Source organism: Salinivibrio sp. PR5, from assembly GCF_001996085.1.
GTDB classification, from domain to species: Bacteria; Pseudomonadota; Gammaproteobacteria; order Enterobacterales; family Vibrionaceae; genus Salinivibrio; species Salinivibrio proteolyticus.
This window is the reverse complement of the sequence record NZ_MUFK01000002.1, coordinates 25,595-48,706: the sequence shown is the minus strand read 5'-3', so window position 1 is coordinate 48,706 and position 23,112 is coordinate 25,595. Positions and strand designations below refer to the sequence as shown.

Annotated in this window: 16 protein-coding genes and 1 tRNA gene; 9 read left to right on the top strand and 8 right to left on the bottom strand. The window is 50.0% G+C overall.

Translation table 11 applies throughout. From position 1 onward, the window contains the following. Positions 1-56 precede the first annotated feature (56 nt). The 4 genes from BZG82_RS01670 to sppA all read right to left on the bottom strand — a co-directional run bounded on the left by BZG82_RS01670 (position 57) and on the right by sppA (position 5,296). A complete protein-coding gene (locus BZG82_RS01670) occupies positions 57-1,361 on the bottom strand; it encodes a YjiH family protein (RefSeq protein ID WP_077479295.1) in 1,305 nt (434 codons plus the stop codon). 124 nt (positions 1,362-1,485) lie between these two features. After that, positions 1,486-2,154, bottom strand: coding sequence for a glutathione S-transferase family protein (locus tag BZG82_RS01665; RefSeq protein WP_077479296.1), 669 nt, complete (start codon positions 2,152-2,154; stop codon positions 1,486-1,488). A 107-nt stretch (positions 2,155-2,261) separates the two neighbouring features. Next, positions 2,262-3,275: an asparaginase gene (ansA, locus tag BZG82_RS01660; protein ID WP_069590079.1), complete on the bottom strand. Its 1,014-nt coding sequence runs from the start codon at positions 3,273-3,275 to the stop codon at positions 2,262-2,264. A 134-nt stretch (positions 3,276-3,409) separates the two neighbouring features. Continuing rightward, positions 3,410-5,296, bottom strand: coding sequence for a signal peptide peptidase SppA (gene sppA / locus BZG82_RS01655; RefSeq protein WP_077765020.1), 1,887 nt, complete (start codon positions 5,294-5,296; stop codon positions 3,410-3,412). Positions 5,297-5,510: 214 nt separating this feature from the next. On the opposite strand from sppA, the gene BZG82_RS01650 reads away from it, so the two are divergent. From BZG82_RS01650 to BZG82_RS01640, 3 genes are all read left to right on the top strand, one after another. After that, a complete protein-coding gene (locus tag BZG82_RS01650; RefSeq protein ID WP_069590026.1) occupies positions 5,511-7,523 on the top strand; it encodes an NADPH-dependent 2,4-dienoyl-CoA reductase in 2,013 nt (670 codons plus the stop codon). A gap of 113 nt (positions 7,524-7,636) precedes the next feature. Beyond that, a complete protein-coding gene (locus BZG82_RS01645) occupies positions 7,637-8,185 on the top strand; it encodes an NAD(P)H nitroreductase (RefSeq protein WP_077765019.1) in 549 nt (182 codons plus the stop codon). A gap of 98 nt (positions 8,186-8,283) precedes the next feature. Then, the gene (locus BZG82_RS01640; RefSeq protein ID WP_077765046.1) at positions 8,284-10,236 is read left to right on the top strand and encodes a DNA topoisomerase III; all 1,953 of its coding nucleotides are present in this window, start codon (positions 8,284-8,286) and stop codon (positions 10,234-10,236) included. Positions 10,237-10,246: 10 nt separating this feature from the next. On the opposite strand, the gene BZG82_RS01635 is transcribed toward BZG82_RS01640, so the two are convergent. Further along, positions 10,247-11,005 (bottom strand): sulfite exporter TauE/SafE family protein, encoded by a 759-nt coding sequence (locus BZG82_RS01635; RefSeq protein ID WP_077765018.1) that lies wholly within the window; start codon positions 11,003-11,005, stop codon positions 10,247-10,249. A 235-nt stretch (positions 11,006-11,240) separates the two neighbouring features. On the opposite strand from BZG82_RS01635, the gene BZG82_RS01630 reads away from it, so the two are divergent. Next, on the top strand, positions 11,241-14,189 hold the full coding sequence (locus BZG82_RS01630; RefSeq protein WP_077765017.1) for a bifunctional diguanylate cyclase/phosphodiesterase: 2,949 nt from the start codon (positions 11,241-11,243) through the stop codon (positions 14,187-14,189). A gap of 118 nt (positions 14,190-14,307) precedes the next feature. Next, entirely contained in the window at positions 14,308-16,380 is a 2,073-nt protein-coding gene (locus BZG82_RS01625) for an alpha-amylase (RefSeq protein ID WP_077765016.1), read from the top strand. 43 nt (positions 16,381-16,423) lie between these two features. On the opposite strand, the gene BZG82_RS01620 is transcribed toward BZG82_RS01625, so the two are convergent. From BZG82_RS01620 to BZG82_RS01610, 3 genes are all read right to left on the bottom strand, one after another. Continuing rightward, a tRNA-Pro gene (locus BZG82_RS01620) sits at positions 16,424-16,500 on the bottom strand. 107 nt (positions 16,501-16,607) lie between these two features. After that, positions 16,608-18,482: a DUF3413 domain-containing protein gene (locus BZG82_RS01615; RefSeq protein ID WP_077765015.1), complete on the bottom strand. Its 1,875-nt coding sequence runs from the start codon at positions 18,480-18,482 to the stop codon at positions 16,608-16,610. A gap of 42 nt (positions 18,483-18,524) precedes the next feature. After that, positions 18,525-18,743, bottom strand: coding sequence for a YejL family protein (locus tag BZG82_RS01610; protein WP_069590037.1), 219 nt, complete (start codon positions 18,741-18,743; stop codon positions 18,525-18,527). A 77-nt stretch (positions 18,744-18,820) separates the two neighbouring features. Here BZG82_RS01610 and yejK point away from each other — a divergent pair, with 77 nt between their 5' ends. The 4 genes from yejK to BZG82_RS01590 all read left to right on the top strand — a co-directional run bounded on the left by yejK (position 18,821) and on the right by BZG82_RS01590 (position 23,068). After that, positions 18,821-19,837, top strand: a complete 1,017-nt coding sequence (gene yejK, locus BZG82_RS01605) for a nucleoid-associated protein YejK (RefSeq protein ID WP_077662223.1) — start codon at positions 18,821-18,823, stop codon at positions 19,835-19,837. Positions 19,838-20,055: 218 nt separating this feature from the next. Then, positions 20,056-21,036, top strand: a complete 981-nt coding sequence (locus BZG82_RS01600; RefSeq protein WP_077479304.1) for a TRAP transporter substrate-binding protein — start codon at positions 20,056-20,058, stop codon at positions 21,034-21,036. 71 nt (positions 21,037-21,107) lie between these two features. Then, positions 21,108-21,680, top strand: a complete 573-nt coding sequence (locus BZG82_RS01595) for a TRAP transporter small permease (protein ID WP_077479305.1) — start codon at positions 21,108-21,110, stop codon at positions 21,678-21,680. Beyond that, complete coding sequence (locus tag BZG82_RS01590) at positions 21,677-23,068, top strand: TRAP transporter large permease (RefSeq protein ID WP_077674226.1); 1,392 nt, start codon at positions 21,677-21,679, stop codon at positions 23,066-23,068. The genes BZG82_RS01595 and BZG82_RS01590 overlap by 4 nt, the downstream gene beginning before the upstream one ends. Positions 23,069-23,112 lie beyond the last annotated feature (44 nt).

Genomic DNA, 23,112 nt, shown 5'->3' with positions numbered 1-23,112 from the left:
GTTTTGACGCGTCGATGGTACGCGCCGCCTGTTAAAGCGGCGCATTTTCGTGTTACTTAGCCAGCAATGAGCAATGCGAGCGGGATGGAAAGCATTAAACTTAATGCCGTACGCAATGCCCAAATCACCACCAATCGGAACACGCTGATTGGAATGCTGGTGGCGAGAATACAGGGAATCGATGCGGAGAAAAACAGTACGCTCGATACGCAAGTAATCGCCGCGCTAAAACGTAATACAAAGTCTGCCTCGCTCAGCAACAGCGCGGGCAGGAACATTTCTGCTAAGCCGGCAGACGCAGCTTGAGCAAGCTGATGGCCGTTATCTAGTCCCCATAGTGCGGTGATGGGATAAAAAATCCAGCCTAACCACTCAAAGACGGGTGTGTACTTGGCAGCTAACAACCCTAACAACCCCACCGACATGATCGCAGGTAAGATTGTCATGGTCATCAACAAGCCGTCTTTCACTGTGGCAATCAGGTTGTGACTGACTCGGCCTGCTTGAGCGGCTTGAGATAAGCCGGTTTGATAAGCCAGCCCCCAGCGCTGTCCCTTGATAGCTTGCGGTTCCGGCGCTAGCACATTGTCACTTAAGCCTTTAATAGGCGGTAGTCGCACCGTAATGGCGGTGACGATAAAGGTGATGATTAACGCACTCCAAAAATACAGATTCCAGTGAGACATTAAATCGAGGGTACGGGCCACAATGATCATAAATGTGGCTGAGACGGTCGAGAAACCGGTTGCGATAATGGTGGCCTCTTTGACCGAATACTGCCCATTCTTGTAGACATTATCCGTAATGAGCAAGCCGAGTGAATAACTGCCAACAAACGAGGCGACCGCATCAATGGCTGAGCGGCCAGGGGTTCGCCAGATGGGACGCATAATCGGCTGGAGCAAAATACCGATAAGCTCAAGTAAACCGTAACTGACCAAAAAGGACAGAAAAATCGCACCGACGGGGACAATCACGCCGACTGAGACCACTAGTTTGTTGAACAGAAAGGGCAGAATATCGGGCTCATGGAGAAAGGCTGGGCCAATTTTGGTGAGCGCCATGAACGCGCTAACGGCACCAATGCATTTTAATAACGTGAATAGCTTCTGTCCGCCGCTTTGCCGCCACTGCCCCGTCCACAGTGGCATAATGGCACCGGCTAAAATAATCATGAGCACATACAGGTTGATCAGGTTGCCAAAGGTGCTTTTTATCCAACTGACAAGGTGATCGAGCGGAATGGTGGTATTGCCATCAATAGAAATAGGGACGAAGAAAAACACAATGCCAATGGCACTCAGGCCGAACAGGCGCCATAACACCTGCGAATGGGAAGTAACTTGTCTGACGTGCTCCATGTCAGCCTCCAGCTATACAAAATCCTAGTTTTGTATATACCAGAATACAGGGTGTAAGGAATGCTGGTCGGCGAAAAGCGTAAAGGGACTCACAGTTTCCACCACCAGTGAGCATTGATCCCAACTAGTCGTTTGGCGCAGAGAGGCTGATTGGACTGGCGAAAAAAGGCGTCAATTGGTGGTTCTCTTCCTGCGCATAATCGTCAAACAGCGGATGCTGGCTGAGTGCTTCAAGATACTGATTTAGCTGGGTGTAGCTGCTGTCGAGCACCAGCCCTGCCATTTGAGCACAGCGAAATAGACTCCATACACTGATGGTTGCCATATTGACCTTATCCGCAGGAATATGGGTAAGGAGTTGTGATAGGTATTGGCAAGCTTCTGGTAGCGTTTTTAACGCATTATTGACGGCTTGGTGGTCTATGTCTTTTTCGAGCATATGACCCCGAACTACACGCTGATAAAACAAGGTATCCACGATTAAAGGGCTGAGATGGTGACGACAATACCACTCAATCCAGCGTATATCGGCACGGTGACGGGCATTGCCAGGATAAAGAAGAGGATCAGGGTACGCATCATCAAGGTACTCGGCCACGATTGTATCGTGATAAATCGTATGCCCGCCATCGAGCAGTGCAACGATTGTTTGCATGGGCGGGTGGCGCAGCACAACTTCATGCGCTTCAAACGGAGAAGCTGGGACCAGTTCGTAATTCAGTTGTTTAAATCGTAAAGCCAGCGCAATTTTTCGCGTTTGTGGTGATAAAGAATCACCGTGCAACACCATCATTGTGGAGACCCTGATCGGCGAAATGTATGAATAAATTAGCAGATAAAAAAGCCGACATCATTGTCGGCTTCACAAACTCATGATTTTTTGACCAAACTTGAGGCAAGCTAGTAATAGCTCAGCTCACCACGTAGATCCTTTTGCACCATGGTGCGTAGGGTTTCAAAAGGCAAGTCTTGGCTGAGCAAGAAATGGAGTTTGGCGAGAGCTGCTTCAGGCGTCATATCATAGCCGCTGAGTACGCCGGCATCAGCAAGGGCACAGCCAGTGGCATATCCCCCCATATTGACACGTCCAGCCAAACATTGGGTTAGGTTCAGCACCAACACTCCGCGTTCTGTTGCTTGTTTGAGTAGCGACAGTAGCTCAGGGTTTTGCGGAGCATTCCCTACCCCAAACGTAAGTAAAATCATGGCATTAACAGGTTGCTTTAATGCGTTGCGTACCACGTCGGGTGAGATTCCCGGGTACATCATAATCACCGCTACTGGCTGGTCGTTGATGGTATGTACTTTAAACGGACCTTGTGCCGGCTGATTAAGATCGGTGGCTTTCACTTCGATATGAATGCCCGCTTCCAACAGTGCGGGTAAATTCGGTGAAGTGAACGCATTAAATCCATCCGCATGCGATTTGGTACTTCGATTACCGCGAAGTAATTGATTATTGAAGAATAAAGTCACTTCATTTACCGGATAGTTCGCTGCAATATGCAGGGCGTTCAATAAGTTCGCCTGTCCGTCAGAGCGAAGCTCGGCAATGGGGATCTGAGATCCGGTGACAATCACAGGTTTTTCCAAGTTCTCTAACATGAACGACAACGCCGAGGCGGTGTACGCCATGGTGTCGGTACCATGTAAGATCACAAAACCATCGTAGTCGTCGTAATTCGCTCCAATATCGTCAGCAATGCGTTGCCAATCCTCTGGCGTCATATCCGATGAATCAATGAGTGGTTCGTACTCATGAATGGTAAAACGAGGCATTTCTGGACGATGGAATTCTGGCATGTTTTCGAGCTGTTGCTGTAGAAACCCAGAAACAGGCACATAGCCATGATCGGATTTCTGCATGCCGATGGTGCCGCCCGTGTAGGCGATATAAATATGTTTACGTTCCATCATGACAAATCTGCATTAAATGAGCGTGAGCACAGTATACATGTAACCGTTACATGGTTGGTACTGCGTAACCACACAGAATCGAGGAAAACTTTGGGATAAAGCTCCGACCAGAACGGCCGGAGCAAAGCGTGTTACTGATATTGGCAGTTTAAGCAGAACAAGTAACGGCCTTGAGGGTCGTTAAATTGTTCGAGCATTGTTACCGACTGTAACTGCGGTGACGCTAGTAACTGGCTTGCAAACGTCGGGATATTCGCTTGCATGGCTTGGCCAAACACCGACGCGGTTTGGCCGAGCATCTCAGTCATAAACTGCTCAAACGGCGTCAGCGGTTTTTGCATCCAATCCAGCTGGTAGTTTTCCAGGCCCGCCAATTCTGCCGCTTGTGTCACCGCATCATCAAAGTCGCCTAATTGATCGACTAATCCGAATTTCAGCGCGTCGCTACCGGTCCATACGCGACCTTGAGCCACCTTATCTGTTTCTTCCAAAGACAGATTACGGTGCGTGCTAACCAAGGAAATAAAGCGGTGATAACCGTGCTCAATGCCAAGTTGCATGATCTGGCTAACATCGTCAGGCAAGGCGCGGGTCACACCAACTCCCGAGAAGGGGGTTGTGCCTACGCCATCTGTGTGGACACCAATATCTTCCAGCGTGTTCTCAAAGGTGGTGAACAGACTAAAGATACCAATAGAGCCGGTGATGGTAGTTGGCTGCGCGACGATGCGATCCGCGCTGGCTGAGATCCAATAGCCGCCGGAAGCCGCGACGCTAGACATAGAAACCACTACTGGCTTGCCGGCTTCGCGCAGTGCATCGACTTCATTGCGGATAATTTCAGAAGCAAACGCACTACCGCCTGGGCTATCTACACGCAACACAACTGCTTTAACACTGTCGTCAAGGCGTGCATCGCGCAGCATCGCCGCCGTGGTATCACCACCGACGGTGCCCGGACGCTGAACGCCATCCATAATAGGACCACTGGCGACAACGACGGCAATATTATTGTCCCCGGGGATGGTAAAGCGGGATTGAATTTTGGGTAGATAGTCGTAGTAGCTGGTGTACTCAAAACTGTCTTCCCCGTCGCTGCCAAATTTATCGGCAAGATAACGACGGATCTCCTGGCGTGTCATCAACTCATCGACAATGCCAATATGCTTGGAAAGTGACGCAAAATCTCCCCCAAACGCCTCTAATGAGGTAATGAGTGTATCGGCAGACGGAGAGAACATCGTCGCTTCAATGCCACGGTTTTTCGCCACATCGCTTACATACGCGTTCCAGAGCTGGTCGAGCCATGCTTGATTTGCTTCACGCGCTTGGGGAGACATGTCGGTGCGTGTATAGGGTTCGACAAAGGACTTATAGGTGCCGACTCGGAAAACGTGAGTCGAGACATCTAATTTATCGAGCAGATCCTTCCAGTACAGGTTGTAACTGCCATACCCTTGGAGCATCACCATGCCATCTGGTGACATCAGAATTTCGTCAGCATAGCTCGCCAAATAGTACTGGCTTTGGCTGTACATTCCACCGATCGCCACGACCTCTTTACCGCTTTGCTTGAACTCGTCGATAGCTTTGGCGATGTAGCGAAGCTTGGTTAGGCTCGTGGATGGCATATCGCCTAGGCTAAGCACCAACCCGTTAATATCTTCATCCGTCGCGGCATGGCGGATGGTATCGACGATATCAAAGAGTACGTTTTCGGTTTCAATCGGTTGTCCGAGCGCGTTGCGTGAGAGGGTATCGATAGGATCGATACGACGGCGCTGTTCAACAATCGGGCCGTTTATATTCAGTAACAACGCCTGTGGGGCGGGTTCAGCTTGAGTGGCTTTCTTCGCGGTTGTGTCACCGGTTGGCAGCGGCGAGTCGGCGGTTATCGCCCAATAAATGCCCACGATAACAGCAATGAAAAGCACATTTAACAAAAGCTGACGCACGAAACCGATAGCAACCCAAAGCCATCGGAACAAAGATGCAATGAAGCGAAACAGTTTTTTCATACTCTAATCCATCGATATATGTCGCTGATATCCTAGCTGATCACTGCAAGGATCGATAGCCCAAGCTTATCCCGTATCCGACAGAGTGGGGAGGAAAGTCCTACTGAGATCAACTATTCGACAATCGATGTTGCTAGTTTGTAAACGAACGTTTGAAAAACAGTAGCCGACAGCGCTATAGTCTGGTCAGACCACAACAATAAGTGAGCAAGCAATGGAACAGCACTCTTACCCCCATATGCTAGCCCCGCTAGACCTCGGGTTTACAACATTGAAAAACCGCGTTCTGATGGGCTCGATGCATACCGGATTGGAAGAAGCCAATGACGGTTTTAAAAAGCTCGCAGCCTTTTATGCAGAGCGCGCGAAAGGCGACGTTGGCTTAATTGTCACTGGTGGCTTTTCGCCGAACTTTCGCGGTCGATTGACTCCATTTAGCGCACAGTTTAGCTCTGGACGTGCCGCTCGTACTCATCGAGCCATCACAGATGCGGTACATGCCAATGGCGGAAAGATTGCACTTCAATTGCTTCATGCTGGGCGTTATGCCTTCCATCCGTTTGCCCAAAGTGCTTCCGCAATCCGCGCTCCGATCAGTAAGTTCACGCCTTTTGCCATGAGCGAGAGAGCGATTTGGCGCACGATCAAAGCCTTCGGCCGCAGCGCCGCGCTCGCGCGAGAAGCGGGTTATGATGGGGTTGAAATCATGGGATCTGAAGGTTATCTCATCAACCAATTTTTCTGCCATCGAGCCAACCGCCGTTATGATCAATGGGGCGGCTCGGTGGAAAATCGCATGCGTTTTGCCGTGGAAGTCATGCGGGCAGTGAGAAAAGCGGCCGGTGACGATTTTATTGTGATCTTCCGATTATCGATGTTGGATTTGGTCGAGCAAGGCAACACCTTTGACGATGTGGTCGCGCTAGCGAAAGGCCTAGAGCAGGCCGGTGTCACCATTATTAATACTGGTATTGGCTGGCATGAAGCGCGCATTCCAACCATCGCAACGCAAGTTCCTCGCGGCGCCTTTAGTTGGGTGACAGAAAAACTCAAAGGTGAGGTGTCGGTGCCTCTGGTTACCTGCAACCGAATTAATACCCCAGAGGTGGCCGAACAGATTCTCGCCAGCGGTCAGGCTGATATGGTTTCGATGGCACGTCCTTTCTTGGCCGATGCTGCCTTTGTTGCCAAAGCTAAGGCTGGGCAATCGGAGGACATCAATACCTGTATTGCCTGTAACCAAGCGTGCTTGGATCATGTGTTTAAAGGCAAGCGAGCCAGTTGCTTGGTGAACCCGAAAGCTTGTTACGAAACAGAGTTGGTGGCGACGCCAGTTCGGCAAGTGAAAACAGTGGCTGTCGTGGGAGGCGGAATGGCTGGGATCAGCTGTGCCACCGAAGCGGCTGAGCGAGGCCATACAGTGACCTTGTTTGAAAAATCTGATCGCTTGGGTGGGCAGTTTAACTTGGCGATGACCATTCCCGGCAAAGAAGAGTTCCAAGAGACCATTCGCTATTACTTGCGTCGTTTGGAGAAAGCCGGTGTCACCGTCCATCTTAATCACAGTGTTGAGGTCGACACCCTCAGGGAATTCGATGAGGTAGTGGTTGCAACCGGGGTTAAGCCTCGCCGCCCCGCGATTGAGGGCATTGATCATCCTAAGGTGATTGACTATCAAACCTTTATTCGTGAGCAACCTGAGTTGGGGAGTCACATTGCGATTATCGGCGCGGGCGGGATCGGCGTGGATGTGGCCACAATGATCACTGAACCTGCGAATCAACAACTGGATGACTGGTTGAAAGAGTGGGGGATCGATAAAACTATTTCCCACGAAGGAGGATTGTATCCTGCCCATGACACTAAGAGTGACAAGCAAGTATGGGTCCTGCAGCGTCGGGAAGGCCGCGTTGGCAAAGGCCCAGGGAAAACCACGGGTTGGATCCATCGTAAAACTTTGCAAAAACGAGGCGTAAACTTAGTGGGCGGTGTGACCTACCATAAAATTGATGATGGGGGATTACACATCAGCATCAAAGATGAGCCTCATGTCATTCCTGCCGACCAGATTATTCTCTGTGCCGGTCAAGAGTCTGTGAATGCGTTGGCCAAGACACTTGAGTCGGCAGGTTTGCCATTCCATTTGATTGGCGGGGCGGAGCATGCGGGAGAGCTAGACGCTAAACGGGCCATTCGTCAGGGCATTGAAACCGCACTCGCGCTATAAACCCGTATAAACTGCGCGACTTTGTCGCGCAGTGGCTGTGTTAGCATAAAGCAATCAGTACGATACGCTGCGGTGATACCGTGGCTGCATATACGGGTTACAAGGAAAAGACCATGAACGCACTTGATTTGCTATTACAGCGCCGCTCTATTCCACGTTTAGCTGAGCCAGCGCCAAGCGGCCAAACGTTAGAGAACATTCTTCAAGCTGGATTGCGCGCCCCTGATCATGGCGCATTAACGCCTTGGCAGTTTGTGGTGTGTGAAGGTGAAGGATTAACGCGGCTATCTCAGATTTTAGTGGAGGCCGCGAAAGCCGATGGCGCGGACGATACTGCGATAGAAAAAGCCAAACAAGCACCGTTTCGCGCACCCATGATCATTGCGGTCATTGCGCGTACACGCTTTCATGAAAAAGTCCCGACGATTGAACAGCATATCTCCGCCGGTTGTGCCACCCAAGCAATGCAAATGGCAGCAGTTGCGCAAGGTTTTCAAGGGTTTTGGCGTACCGGCACCTTTGCCTATCACCCTGTTGTGCGCCAAGCGCTAGAAGTAGATGGTGATGATGCGATTGTCGGCTTTTTGTATCTCGGCACCCCAGATTGTGCACCGGCCAATGCGCCAACGCGTGATACCAGCAAATACGTGAAGTATCTCTAATTCACTTTTAAAGACCTGTGCATATGTACAGGTTTTTTATTGCGCCCGCCATACGCTTTGCATACCATGTGGTTCATTGCACAGAGTTAGAGAGTGATATGGCGCGCCTATTTATCGCCGAGAAGCCCAGCCTCGGCAGAGCCATTGCCGCCGGTTTGTCCAAACCGCAAAAAAACCACAAAGGCTATATCGAAACCGCCAACGGGGATGTGGTGACATGGTGTATCGGCCACTTGCTTGAGCAAGTAGAGCCGGACGCATATGACAGCCAGTACAAGCAATGGAAGTTAGCACATCTGCCCATCATACCTCAGCAATGGAAACTGCGTCCGCGCAAATCAGCGGCCGGTCAATTAGCGATCGTGAAAAAACTGATCAAGCAGTTTGATCATCTCGTGCATGCCGGCGACCCTGATCGCGAAGGGCAACTACTTGTTGATGAAGTCATTGATTATGCGGGAGTGAGTGCAGCGAAAAAGGCTCGGATTCAGCGCTTGTTAGTCAGCGATCTAAACGTGTCGGCCGTGAAAAAAGCGCTCAACAAAATGGGTGACAATCACGCCTTTGTTCCGCTGTCCGTATCAGCGTTGGCGCGCTCTCGTGCTGATTGGCTCTATGGGATGAATTTGTCGCGCGCCTACACGTTACTTGGTCAACAAGCGGGCTACCAAGGCGTGTTGTCTGTAGGGCGTGTCCAAACCCCAGTGCTGGGTTTGGTGGTCCGTCGCGACCAAGAAATCGAAGACTTTGTCCCACACCCTTTCTACCAACTCGATGCTCTGTTGCCGTATCAAGGTGAAATGATCCGAGCTAGATGGCAGCCTAGTGACGCGTGCGCGCAATGGCAAGATCCGCAAGGGCGCGTGATTTCTCGCGCGCTGGCCGAAAATGTTGCCAATCGTATTGCTGGCCAACCAGCAAAGGTGACAGAGGCCGAGCGTCAAACCCGCAAGCAGGCTGCGCCGCTGCCCTATAATTTGTCGGCCTTGCAGATTGATGCATCTAAACGGTTTGGCTTTAGTGCGCAAAAAGCGCTAGATATCTGCCAGCAGCTTTATGAGCGACATAAATTGATTACCTATCCGCGTTCGGACTGTCGATATCTGCCTAAGGGCCACTTTGCGGAGGCAGGTAAAGTCGTGCAGGCGATTAGACAAGGGTGTCAACCGCTTATCGATGCGTGCGATCAGGCAGATACATCTAGAAAGAACAAAGCATGGAACGATGCAAAGGTCGGCGCGCACCATGCCATTATTCCCACCGCCAAAGCGGCGCCTGCTGGGCTCTCCAGTGATGAAGCGAAACTTTACCAGCTCATCGCGCGCCAGTATCTCATGCAATTTTTTCCACCGGCGGAATATGCAGAAGGCAAACTGGTGTTTGATATCGCGGGCGGTTGCTTTATTGCCAAAGGAAAAGTCCTGACCGTGGCTGGTTGGCGTTCGTTGCTGCCGAATACGCAAGTGGCTGAGGCGTCAGCGAGCCCCTTGCCTCACTTACAGCCGGGCGAGCAACTAGTGTGTGAGCGCGGTGAGATAAAAGATTGTATGACGGAGCCGCCGGCCGCCTTTACCGAATCGAGTCTGTTGCAGGCGATGACGGGGATCGGTCGCTATGTGCAAGATAAAAAACTGAAGGGTATTTTACGAGAAACCGATGGTTTAGGGACTGAAGCAACCCGAGCTGGGATCATCGAGTTGTTGCTAAAGCGTGGCTTGTTACTGCGCCAAGGCAAAACCTTACATGCTACACCGAGTGGGAAAGGACTGATTGCCGCGTTGCCGGATAGCGCCACCTATCCAGATATGACCGCGCAATGGGAGCGCCAACTGCAAGACATGGCAGAAAAAAAATGTGCCTATCAACCTTTTATGCATGCATTGACCGAACAATTACAAGGTTTGATTGAGACGATAAAAACCGCACCGCCACCTACGTCATTGAAGAATTTACCGCCGCCACCTAAGCGTCAATTTACCCGTAAACGTCGCACGGGTGATAAAACAACGCGGCGCAAGCGTGCACCCAAACGACAAGCGTCTACAGACTGATGCTATGGGATTAAAACGCATAAGCGGCAATACAGCCCGCCAGCGTCATGACAAACAAAAAGAGTTTGAGCGTCTTTGGATTGGCTGAAATCGCAAACTTGACGGCTACGCGCGCGCCAGTCATGGTGCCGATGGCAAGGAGCAAACCGGGTAGCCAACGCACCAGATCATCGGCAATAAAAACCAGCAGCGATAAGGTGGTGAATGCAAGTGTACAAGCCAGTTTAAGCGCGTTACCGCGCACCAGATCATAATTCAAGGTGCCGCATAAGGCCGCCAGTAACACAAAGCCAACCCCAGCTTGCACAAAGCCACCGTAGAAGCCAGCTAAACATAAACCCAGCCATGCACTCGGTGTGTCTTTCACTTTTTTAATCGGTGTTCCCGGTGGCGGGGTGAGGGTGGTCGGTTTGACTAACATCACCACTGTCATGGTGAGTAGCGTCCCCAGTAAAAGAGGTTTGACCCAGCTGGTGGGCAGCCAAGCGGCGGCAAGTGCGCCAAGTAAGCCACCAATCAGGCTGGGTACCAGCACTGGCCAGATATCTTGCGTATCAAGTTTGTCGTGGCGTTTAAAGCCTGCCATCCCCGAGGCACACTGCAACCACACGCCAACGCGATTGGTCGCATTCGCGACGTCGGCGGGCATCCCCATGACCATTAACGCTGGAAGGGTCAGGTTGGAGCCACCGCCTGCTAAGGTATTTATAATACCGGCAATAAACCCGAGCGCGACCAATATCGCGCCATACTCCATGGTCAGTGTCATCCTTGTCTCCTGATGTCTAAAAAGCCAGCATACCTTACTATGTCAATACGTATTATGCATCGTGCAACGTCTTTGGTGTGTTACTTGATCTGAACCATGTTGTCGGAAACCATTCATCATAAACCGGCCCTAAGTGCTGGTGATTCTACGCGGCGGTTATATAATCGCGTGTTACGCCTGAAGTTGTTCATCATGTTCGCCTAAAAAAGTGGGCGAAATAAGGTTGTATTGCGTCATGCAGCAAGCAGTTCCCTCGGCGCTAGACTCTGTCGCCCGTCGTTCGGCCCGAGTAGGGTTTATATACAATATACTGATTTCTATTATGGTCTTCGTACTTGTTGTCGCGTCAGTGGAGTTCTGGCTATACCAACAAGAGCATGATAAACAGATAGATAAAGTGCGCGCGGCATTATTGGCCTATCGGTCTCGTATAGAGCTTAACGTGACACAGAACATGGATTTAAGCTACGGCCTAGCAACCTATATCAGTTTAAATCCTGAGCTTACCCAAGAGGCATTTGCCGAGTTCGCGGCGCAATTGATGTCTCAATCTACCCATATTCTTAATTTTGGTGCCGCGCGAAATTGGGTGATTAGTCATGTCTATCCGGAGTCGGTGGGTGAAACTCTGCTTGGTACGGATTATCATGATATCCCGGCACAACTGGAAAGCGTGCGTAACGCCCATGCCTCTGATAAACCCGTCATCTCAGGGCCTGTTGAGCTGCTGCAAGGTGGAACAGCCTTAATCGCGCGACAAAGCATTACCAATGCCCGTAAAAACCTGCCGTGGGGCGTGCTTTCCACGGTGCTAGACATTGAGGCGTTGTTTACCGATAGCTTTACTCAAGGGGAGCGTTTACCCGTTCAAGTTGCCTTAGAAGGGCGCCGACGGCTGACTGAGCCTTTCAAACCTATTTATGGTACGCCGCACATACATACCCAAGATCCGGTTATCTTGACGATGAGTTTACCATCAGGTCAATGGCGTTTACTTGGGATCCCTGAAGATGGCTGGCACGGTGTGCGTTGGCACCCGAAAGTCTGGCTAATGGGAGTGATTGTACTCGGCTTTTGGCTAGGAGGACTCTACGGTCGTTATAATGCTGGCCGCAGCTTTGCACAGTCAATTGGTCGGGTTGTAGATGATAGTCATCGTTTCCGCAGTATCTTCAAGCGTCATGATGCCGTGATGCTACTGCTGGATGCCAAAAGTGGCGACATTGTCGATGCCAACGACAGTGCCCAACAGTTTTACGGCTATGACCATGCGACGCTGACATCCATGCGGATCAGCGATATTAATACCCATACCGAGAGTGCGTTGCGTCAAAGCCTTTCCCAAGCGCGTCAGCGTGATAAAAACTACTTTATCTTCTCTCACCGTTTAAAAAGCGGTGAGGTGCGTCAGGTTGAGGTGCACTCTTCACCCATCACCATAGGTCATGTCAAATTACTCTTTTCCGTGATCCATGATGTTTCAGAGCGACTTGAAGTTGAGCGTAAGCTGATGCTCAACGCAAAAATCTTTGAACAATCGAGCGAAGGGGTACTGGTGACGGATGCAGACGCCAAAATTGTGGCAGTCAATGGGGGTTTTAGTGCCATTACTGGCTATCAAGAAGAAGATGTTCTAGGGAATGATCCGTCCATTCTTAACTCGGGACGTCATGATAAAGCCTTTTTCCGCACAATGTGGGAAGAGGTTGCTCAACAAGGCCGATGGAAAGGAGAGATATGGAATCGGCGCAAAGATGGGGTGGTATATCCACAACTGCTTTCTATCAGTGTGGTGAAGAACGACGCCGGTGAGGTGGTGAATTATGTTGGCGTCTTTTCAGATATCTCCAAGCTGAAAGATTCAGAGAAAAAGCTGATTGATCTCGCGCACTATGATGCACTGACCGGCTTGCCAAATCGCTTACTATTGGCATCTCGCACTAGACAAGCACTCAAGATGCCCATGGGGGCTCATGGCAAACTGGCTCTGATGTTCCTCGACCTTGACCAGTTTAAATTTGTTAATGATAGCCACGGACACGCCGTGGGCGATGAGCTGCTAAAGCTGGTGAGTCAACGCTTGTATGGTTTGTTAAGAGAAGGGGACACCTTAGCGCGACTGGGCGGGGATGAGTTCGTGGTGCTGCGTTTAATTCACAGTGACAAAGCCGCATGTGTCAGTTTGTCCGAAGACATTATTCAGGCGATGAACCGCTTGTTTGTGCTCAGCGGGGGGATTGATGCTCAGATTGGTGTCAGTATCGGTATTGCCCAATACCCAGACAATGCTGCTAATACCGAAGAGCTGCTGACCTTTGCCGATTCTGCGATGTACTTCGCCAAAAAATCGGGTCGCAACACCTATGCGTTTTACAATGATGCGCTAACTGTCGAAGCCAACAATAAATTGCGCTTGGCGGTCGAGCTACGGCAATGCGTGCAAAACGAAGAACTTGAGCTTTTCTATCAGCCACAAGTGGATCTTGTGACCGGCAACATTATTGGTGTCGAGGCACTACTGCGTTGGCACCATCCTGAACGGGGCGTGCTCTCGCCATTTCATTTTATTGATGTGGCTGAAGAGCGCTCGATTATTCACGACATCACCCAGTGGGTGGTGGAAACCGGGTGTCGTCAGTTAAAACAGTGGCAAGATGCGGGTCTAATGGTCTCGTTGGCGGTAAATATCTCACCACGCAATCTGGCCGATATTACCTTTACGCAGGTCGTTGCCGAAGCTCTGGAAAAAACGGGCGCCGATCCGCGCTTTCTCGAGTTGGAGATCACCGAAAACACCCTGATTGAAAATCAAGCCAGTGCATTGAAAGTGTTAGAGCAGTTGCGAGAAAAAGGGGTGGGGATTGCGATTGATGATTTCGGGACTGGGTATTCGTCGATGGCCTATTTAAAACGATACCCGATCTCTAAGTTGAAAATCGACCGACACTTTATCAAAGATATCCAAAGTGAAGCACCGGATGAAGAGGAAGTAGCGATCGTGTCTGCGATGATCGCGATGGCCGATAGTCTCGGCATGGGCGTGGTGGCAGAAGGGATTGAAACCACTCACCAACAAGCGATATTGCGTGAGCTAGGCTGTACCTTCGGACAAGGCTTTCTGTATAGCCGACCGGTGCCCGCAGACGAGATAGCCGAGCTATTCGGCATTGATGCTAGTCTCTGAAAACCGATTAACTCCGCCCTCTATGGTTAGCCCTCACACTTTTGGGGCTGAGAGCCAAGAATGATGTTATGACCTTGCTGTTTTTTTACCCTATGAGAAAACGGCAAGGAGCACGATCATGATCCCCTTATTCTCTTGGCGGCGCATTGCACTGGCTGTGGCGGTTGCCTGTTCAGCTTCGGTGTCTGCAGCGCCACATATCACAGTTTCAACCTCAACCACGCAAACGGATGGGCCGCTTACTGACCAGCATCCCACTGTTTTCTCATTGGGTAAAAATATTTACAAGGTCTCGGTCAGTGGGCTTGATGGTGAATGTGAGGCGACCTCACCCACGCGTGTAAAGTTTAACACGCCAATTCCTTTGTCGTGCCAAGCGGAGAGCCACTTTGAGGTCAATATTCGCTTTGCCGGTGACTATGGTTTCTATTTTGAGCCTAGCACCCACACACTGAGTATTAAGCGAGAACCTAAAAAAACCGCGACCGTGTTTAAACGGCCTTTGCCCGATGTGCAATGCCAAGTTTATCGCGGTGGCCCTGTCACCCTTTCTGTTGGTGAGGCATTCGCGGATGGCACACAACTGACAGAAGCGCTCAGTGGTCAGGTTGTTCGTGTTCGTGACCATCAGGTGACGCTGACCCCAGCATCAAATAGCGGTGGATTGATATTGTTAGCGCCGACCGAGCGCGAACCTCAGGCATTTACCTACCGCAATGCCAGTATTTACTTTGTGATGGTTGATCGCTTTCACAATGGCGATCCAAGCAATGATCACAGCTATGGTCGCCATTCCGATAATCAACAGAACATTGGTACTTTCCATGGCGGTGATTTGCAGGGAGTGCTCGAGAAGCTCGATTATATTCAATCACTGGGTACTGACGTGATTTGGCTGTCACCTATTGTCGAGCAGGTACACGGCTTTGTTGGGGGTGGCAGTAAAGGCGCGTTTCCTTTTTATGCTTATCACGGCTACTGGGCGCGAGACTTTACCCAAGTAGACCAAAACTTTGGCGATGATGCGGTGCTGAAAAAACTGGTAGAGGCCGCACATCAACGTGGCATGAAGGTCTTTCTTGATGCAGTGCTTAACCATCCTGGTTACGCCACCTTAGCGGACTTACAACAAGATGGTATTAAGGTGGTCAATGCGGATGCATTACCGGCAAAATGGCAAGATTGGCACCCCAAAAAAGGGCAAAGTTGGCATGACTTTCACCAAGCGGTGGATTATCAAAGCGCAAACTGGCAGCACTGGTGGGGCAAAGATTGGGTACGCGCGGGACTACCGGGCTATGATGCACCGGGCTCCAGCGATCAAACCCTGACCTTGGCAGGGCTTCCCGATTTTAAAACCGAATCGACCAAGTCAGTGACGCCGCCTCAGTGGTTGCTCGACAATCCTGGCACACGTGTAAAAGTCCAAGATGGCTATACGGTTAGTGATTATTTACTTGAGTGGCAAACTCAGTGGGTTGAACGCTTTGGGATAGATGGGTTTCGTGTCGATACGGTTAAACATGTCGACGGTGAGATCTGGCGAGCGCTTAAGCAAAAAGCCAGTGCCGCTTTGGCATCTTGGCGACAGAAGCATCAGCAGTCCGGTGCGCCTTTTTGGATGATGGGAGAAGTGTGGGGCCACAGTGCTTATCGTAGTCCTTATTTCGATCAAGGCTTTGATGCGCTAATCAACTTTGACCTGCAAAAACAGATGGACAAAGGCGCGTACTGTCTCAGCCAAATGGAAGAGACGTATAATGCTTACGCCCAAACGATGCAAAACGAAGCGGATTTTATTCCAGTGAGCTATATGTCGTCACATGATACCGAGCTGTTCTTCAGTCGCTTCAAAGATATGGCGATGCAACGCGGCGCGGCCAATGCACTCTTGCTCTCACCTGGGGCTATTCAAGTGTATTACGGCGATGAGGTTGGCCGAGACTTGGGGCCCTATGGGGATGATTTCCATCAAGGCACGCGTTCTGACATGGTGTGGTCACGGACCGCAGAGCAACAGCGTTTGTTAGCCCATTGGCGTAAGGTGGCTCAGTTTAGACAGCAGCATCCCGCCGTAGGCGCAGGGGTACATCGGGCCATTGCCCAAGACAATGCTTATGTCTTTTCCCGACAGCTAGGTGATGACACCATCGTTGCCGCCTTTGTCGGTCGAACCACAAGCCAACCGTAGAAATGAAAAAGCCCGCCACTCGAAGAGTGGCGGGCGAGAAGATTGGTCGGTCTGACTGGATTTGAACCAGCGACCCCTGACACCCCATGACAGTGCGCTACCAGGCTGCGCTACAGACCGACTAAGCGCTATATTACGAATCACCCTCACAGCTGTCAATTACTCAACGGCATTGTTTTCCTGTTTTTCAATCGTTTGGCTATTAATGCGCCACTTCGAGACTGAAATTAACGGTCATGCTCTTCTGGATGGTAGAAACGCTTCAACTCATGCATGACTTGCATCAAAACAGACAGCTGCGGCTTACCTTCCGGTAAGGGGGTATAGTGTTTGTCATACACTTTATAATTACCGAATTTATCCACTACCGTGGTCTTTTGTGGTTGGACGACCACGATATCACGGCTATCCCCAGCAATAACCCATTTACGCGGGCGATTTTTCAACTCGAACAAATTGGTCCCACTGCTATAGTTTTCAGCCGGTGAACTCACCGACAGCATGGACTCCATCAAAGTGGGAGCCACATCTAGGTGACTACTGTAATTCGTAATTTGTTCTGGGGCTTGGTTTGGCCAATGCATGACCAAGGGCACTTGCAACTGATAACGGCTGTAATTGGTGTTGGATCCCCAGGTATTTAAACCGGTTTCGTTAAACTCCATACCATGGTTGGACGTGATCATAACCACAGTGTTTTCGAGCTGGCCCGATTGTTTCAAGTCGTCCAATAAAGCGCCAAGCTGATCATCGATATAGTGCGCGGCGTTGTTGTAACTGTTTTTCAATACCAGCGCCGTTTGGGTATCGACGCCTGCCATCGCGCTATCTAATGACGGTTGGAACGGCTGTGGATAGTCACCGTTTTGCTCGTATTCACTTACGGTGGCGAGCTCCAGATAACCAAACCAAGGCGATGTATCGCTTGCCGCAAGCCATGCTTGCATCTGAGAGACTGCTTCAGCATCGGCTTGCCAAGCGGGAAGATCAGGCTGATCATCGCTTTGTAAGTCGGCGCTAAAGATGCTTTGATAATAAATTGGATTGGTAAAGCCATCGCCACTGAATAGTCCAATCTGGTAGCGACGATTATTCAATGTATTCATGAGCACCGGACGCAGTCCTTCCGTGCGTGCACTTTGTGCATAGCTGCCGGGAAGACCATAGAAGAGCCCAAACAGCCCAGCCATGTCGTCATTGCTGCTGCTGAAGTGATTTTTAAACCACAGGTTGTCATTGGCAAACTGGTAAAGGTGCGGCATGGTCACTGGGTTGAGCATGTCGGCGCGCAGCCCCTCGATCATTACCATCAATAGGTTTTTCTGATATTTACTCGCATCCGGTGCAAACGCGAGAGGCTCTAGGGGATAGCGAATAACCTCGCTATTTTCCTGACCCCGCTGTTCGCGGAGACGTTGGTATTCTTGTCTATCCAGCAAGCCATATTTTTCCATAAAAGTCTTCGCCGTCATCGGGTAGGAGACAGGGAAGGTCGAGCGTTGCGCAGTCACGGGACTATATATAAATGCGTCAGCCCAAATATGGATCAGATGGCTAGAAATAAAGCAGATTGCAAACACGGTCGCGACCGGGATCCCGATGCGCTTGCGCGTCAGTTTACGAAGTTTACGCCACACCCATTCTGACATGATTAATTGGAGAATAAAGATAGCTGGCACGGCAACAAAGAGGTATTGCCAGTGTGCATTCATGTCAGTTTTTTCGCCGCTTAACAACAGCTCCCACACCAAGGGGTTAAGATGGAGGTGGAGGGTTTCGTAGGCATAAATATCGAGCAGCAACACCATCATACCCGTGGTCGCCACCAGTACGGCAAACAAGCGCATTAAGCGCTGTGAGGGAATGATAAAACTCGCCGGGAAGATGATCAGTATGTACAACGCAAACACAAGAAAGCCAAAATGGCCGACCCAGTTAAAAATCAGGTACGTTTGTCCTAACAGTGTTTCGGGCCATCCTGACTGGCTGATATAGCGTGTGCCAAGCAACATAGCGGCAATGATGTTAAAAAAGCTAAACCAATGCCCCCAGCTAATCAGCTGAGATACTTTGTCACGATACGATGTTCCGCTATCAACCATACGTCTTTATTCTTCTCTTTTAAGATGCTGCTGCACGGTGCGTTATTGTTTGTCGATAGAAGACAACAACGCTTGGGCGAATTTCTCGGCAAAAGCCTGACGTTGCGCGGCAGGAATATTCTGATTCAGGATATTGGTGGCGACGTTACCGACCACCATGAGCGACAAATCTGTTGACGCATCGTGTTGTTCTAACACGTTGACAACATCACTGATGATGCGTTCCACTTGTTTGTCGTCATACTTTGAAGTTACAGGCATAAATTCGTCTTGTCGTAATAAAACCAAAGCTGCGTATAATAACCCACACTTTAGTCTTACTGAAAATCTTTTCAATCATGAGCCTCACGCTTTCTAACGTAATATTGCATCAAATCGTTAAGCAAGATGATGATTCGCTTAACGTTCATCTTCGTGACGGACCGTTACCGCTCAACGATCAAACTGACAATCTGATGGCCGATGTACATCGGGTATATCACGCAAAAGCAGGCAAAGGGTTTGCTTTATTTGACACTGACAGTGAATTTCAGCAGTGGTTAAAGGAATATCGTGACCAAGCCCTCGACTTTCGCACTTTTTCTGAAAAAGCTGTCGAACGTCTGCGTAATGAACTTGCTAAGTATCCTTTTGCCGACAGCGGTACATTAATCATGGCGCATTATCGTGCGCTTGCGACCGATTATCTGTTTATTGGGGTGGTCGAATCTAAGCACAGTTTGCGGGTGACGGATGAGCTTGACGTCAATGCGACTGAGTATCTTGACGTGAGTAAGATGGATATTGCGGCGCGGATCGATCTCTCCACGTGGGAAACGGAAGCCGACTCCAATCGATATTTGTCCTTCATCAAAGGCCGTGTCGGGCGCAAAATTGCTGACTTTTTCCTCGACTTCTTACAAGCGCAAGTGGGCATGGACAGTAAACAGCAAAACCAAGTGTTGATGCAGGCCGTGGAAGATTACTGCGATGATGCGCGTTTGGAAAAAGAAGAAAAGAACGCGTATCGCAAGCAGGTCTTTGATTATTGTAATGATCAACTTAAATCAGGCGATGAAGTGGTAGTGAAAGAGCTTGCTCAAGAACTACCGCCGACGCCTGACGGTGTTGACTTCTACCAGTATGCCAATCAACAAGGTTATGAGCTTGAAGAGCAATTTCCTGCCGATCGGACTACGATGCGAAAACTTACCAAATTTGTAGGGGCTGGTGGCGGCTTATCGGTAAACTTCGATGCCATGCTGTTAGGTGAACGCGTCTTCTATGACCCAGACACCGATACCCTGACTATCAAAGGCACACCCCCTAATCTGCGTGATCAACTGCAGCGACGATTAACCAGTCGCGACGACTAATCATCAAGACCAAAGTGATCGATGAGGCGAATCAGTAATGGGTGAATTTTCACCCATTTCTTTTTGGTCCGATCCCGTTTTCGTCGATCCACGCTGAATTGTTCCTGCTTCCTTGTTCACAGATTGACCTTGAGTGCCTAAAACGTAAACGAAACGTTATTTAAACGTCACTCAAATGTCATGAGTGACCTCACTGGCACAAGGAAAGAGGTTGAACAATGAAAAAGCTGACATTGTCTGCAATTGCACTATCGATCACGTTAGCGAGTGCAGCTCACGCTGCCCCTGAAGTGATTAAGTTCTCCCACGTGGTGGCAGAAAACACGCCCAAAGGACAAATGGCGCTGCATTTCCGAGATCTTGTCGCTGAGCGTATTGGTGACAAATACGAAGTGGAAGTGTATCCAAACTCGCAATTGTTTGGTGACGGCAAGGAGATGGAAGCACTCCTACTTGGTGATGTCCAGTTTATTGCCCCTTCTTTATCTAAATTCTCCAAGTACACCAAAAAACTCCAAGTCTTCGATTTGCCATTTTTGTTTGAGGACATGGAAGCGGTTGACCGTTTTCAGCAATCAGATGCGGGGCAATCGTTGCTGCAGTCGGTCAAAGGTAAAGGCATGATCGGGCTGGGCTATTTGCATAACGGCCTCAAGCAATTGTCTGCCAGTGAGCCACTGCGGGTACCGAGTGATGCGTCTGGTAAGAAATTCCGCATCATGAGTTCGGATGTGTTGGCGGCACAATTTGATGCGGTAGACGCAGTGCCGCTTAAAAAGCCCTTCTCAGAAGTCTTTACCCTTCTACAAACCCGAGCCATTGATGGCCAAGAGAATACCTGGTCAAACATTTATTCGAAGAAGTTCTTTGAAGTTCAGCCTTATATCACAGCATCAAACCATGGTGTGCTTGATTACATGGTTACTACCTCGGCGGAATTTTGGATGCAACTCCCAGATGCTGATCGTGAAGTGCTGAAAAAAGCGTTGGATGAGTCAGTGGCTTATGGCAATCAAATTGCGCAACAAAAAGCAGATGATGACCGCCAGAAGATCATTGACTCAGGACGCAGCCAAATTCTCACTTTGACCGATAAAGAGCGCGGTGAGTGGGTCGAAGCCATGCAGCCAGTGTGGCAGCAATTTGAGGATGAGATTGGCGCTGACTTGATTCAAGCGGCGGTACAAGCCAATCAATAATATCTAGCCGGGGATGCCCCGGCTTTTGTTTTATCTCCGGTCTGACCGGGTTCATCCGTAGGGAGTGTAGGATGATCAAGTTCTTGCATCGATTCGAAGAAACCGTCATTGGATTGCTACTGGTCGCGACGACCTTGTTGGTCTTTGTTGAGGTGGTGCTGCGTTTCTTCTTTAACGAAGGCTTACTTTGGGCACAAGAAGCCACCTTGTATTTATCGGCCTGGATGGTGCTGATTGGCGCGTCATGGGGGATCCGAGAAGGCGCGCATATTGGGGTAGATGCCTTGGTGAAAACATTTTCACCGTCACTGCAAAAGACAGTGACCTTAATCGCACTGGCGCTCGCCATGGTGTACTGCGTGCTGTTTTTCTATGGCAGTTGGGTCTACCTGAGCAAGATGAAGCTGATTGCGATTGAAATGGAAGATATTCCGATAGAAAAGTGGAAAGCCATGCTGTGCTTGCTGATCGGGTTCGCTTTGCTTGGACTGCGCATGATCACTGTGGCTATAGAAGTCATTCAAGGTAAGCGTCTTGGTTTTGGCTTTGCTGATGAAGCGAAGGAGAGCATGCATCTTGCTGAAGAGGGTGTTGAGGGTATGTCAACAAGCCGTTCAGCGGAAGGCAAGGAGGAATCAAAATGACCATTGCGGTTTTGTTTGGGTTATTGTTTTTGTGCATGTTCATGGGCATGCCCATTGCCATTGCGCTGGGGTTATCGAGCGTCAGTACCATTTTACTGTTCTCCAATGATTCCCTTGCCTCTATTGCTCTGAAACTTTTTGAAGCGACGACACACCATTACACGCTGTTGGCGATTCCTTTTTTTATCCTATCTTCTGCCTTTCTCTCAACTGGAGGAGTGGCGCGTCGGTTAATTAATTTTGCGGTTGATTGCGTTGGCCATGTACGTGGTGGATTGGCGATGGCATCTGTCATGGCGTGCATGCTGTTTGCGGCAGTCTCAGGTTCATCGCCTGCAACGGTTGCAGCCATTGGCTCGATTGTGATTGTGGGGATGGTAAGAGCAGGCTATCCAAAAGCGTTTGCCGCTGGGGTGATCGCCAATGCGGGCACCTTGGGGATATTGATCCCTCCGTCAATTGTGATGCTGGTATATGCGGCGGCAACGGAAGTATCTGCCTCGAAGATGTTTATGGCAGGCTTTATTCCGGGCTTAATGATGGGCGGGATCCTGATGGTCGCGATTTACATTGTCGCACGCATTAAAGGCTTACCCTCGCAGCCTTTCCCAGGCGTTAGCGCAGTGCTTGGCTCAGGGGCGCGAGCGATGGGCGGACTCATGCTTATCATCATTGTATTGGGCTCTATCTATGGTGGTATAGCCAGCCCGACTGAAGCAGCTTCAGTTGCGGCTGTGTACGCATGGTTGGTGAGTGTGTGGGGATACCGTGATATCGGACCGCTGAAAGACACCCCGTGGCGTTTTGAGGGCGAGTCATCAATACGTGCTTGGGGGCGTAATATCGTCCAGCTGCCTTGGGTGATGATACGCTCGGTAACCGATAAAGAAGTGGCTCATGTGGTAAAAGATGCCGCCAAGGTTAGCATTATGCTGCTCTTTATTATCGCCAATGCGATGTTGTTTGCCCATGTGCTGACCACTGAGCGCATTCCACATACCATTGCCGAAAGCATTGTGGCATGGGGGCTGCCTGCGTGGGGCTTTTTAATCGTGGTCAATATCCTCCTATTGATTGCGGGAAACTTTATGGAGCCGTCGGCGATTTTGTTGATTATGGCGCCGATTTTATTCCCCATCGCCATGCAGTTGGGTATCGACCCCATTCATTTGGGGATCATTATGGTGGTCAATATGGAAATCGGGATGCTGACCCCACCGGTTGGGTTGAACCTATTTGTGACGGCGGGGATTACTGGTGAGTCCATCGGTTGGGCAATCAAGGCGGCGCTGCCTTGGCTAAGCTTGCTACTGGTGTTCTTAATGCTGATTACCTACATTCCGCAAATTTCGCTCTTTTTACCTGAGTACCTCGATTCATTGCGCTAGCGAGAGTTGAGTACTAGTGATGCAAACAAAGAAGGCGCCGAGTC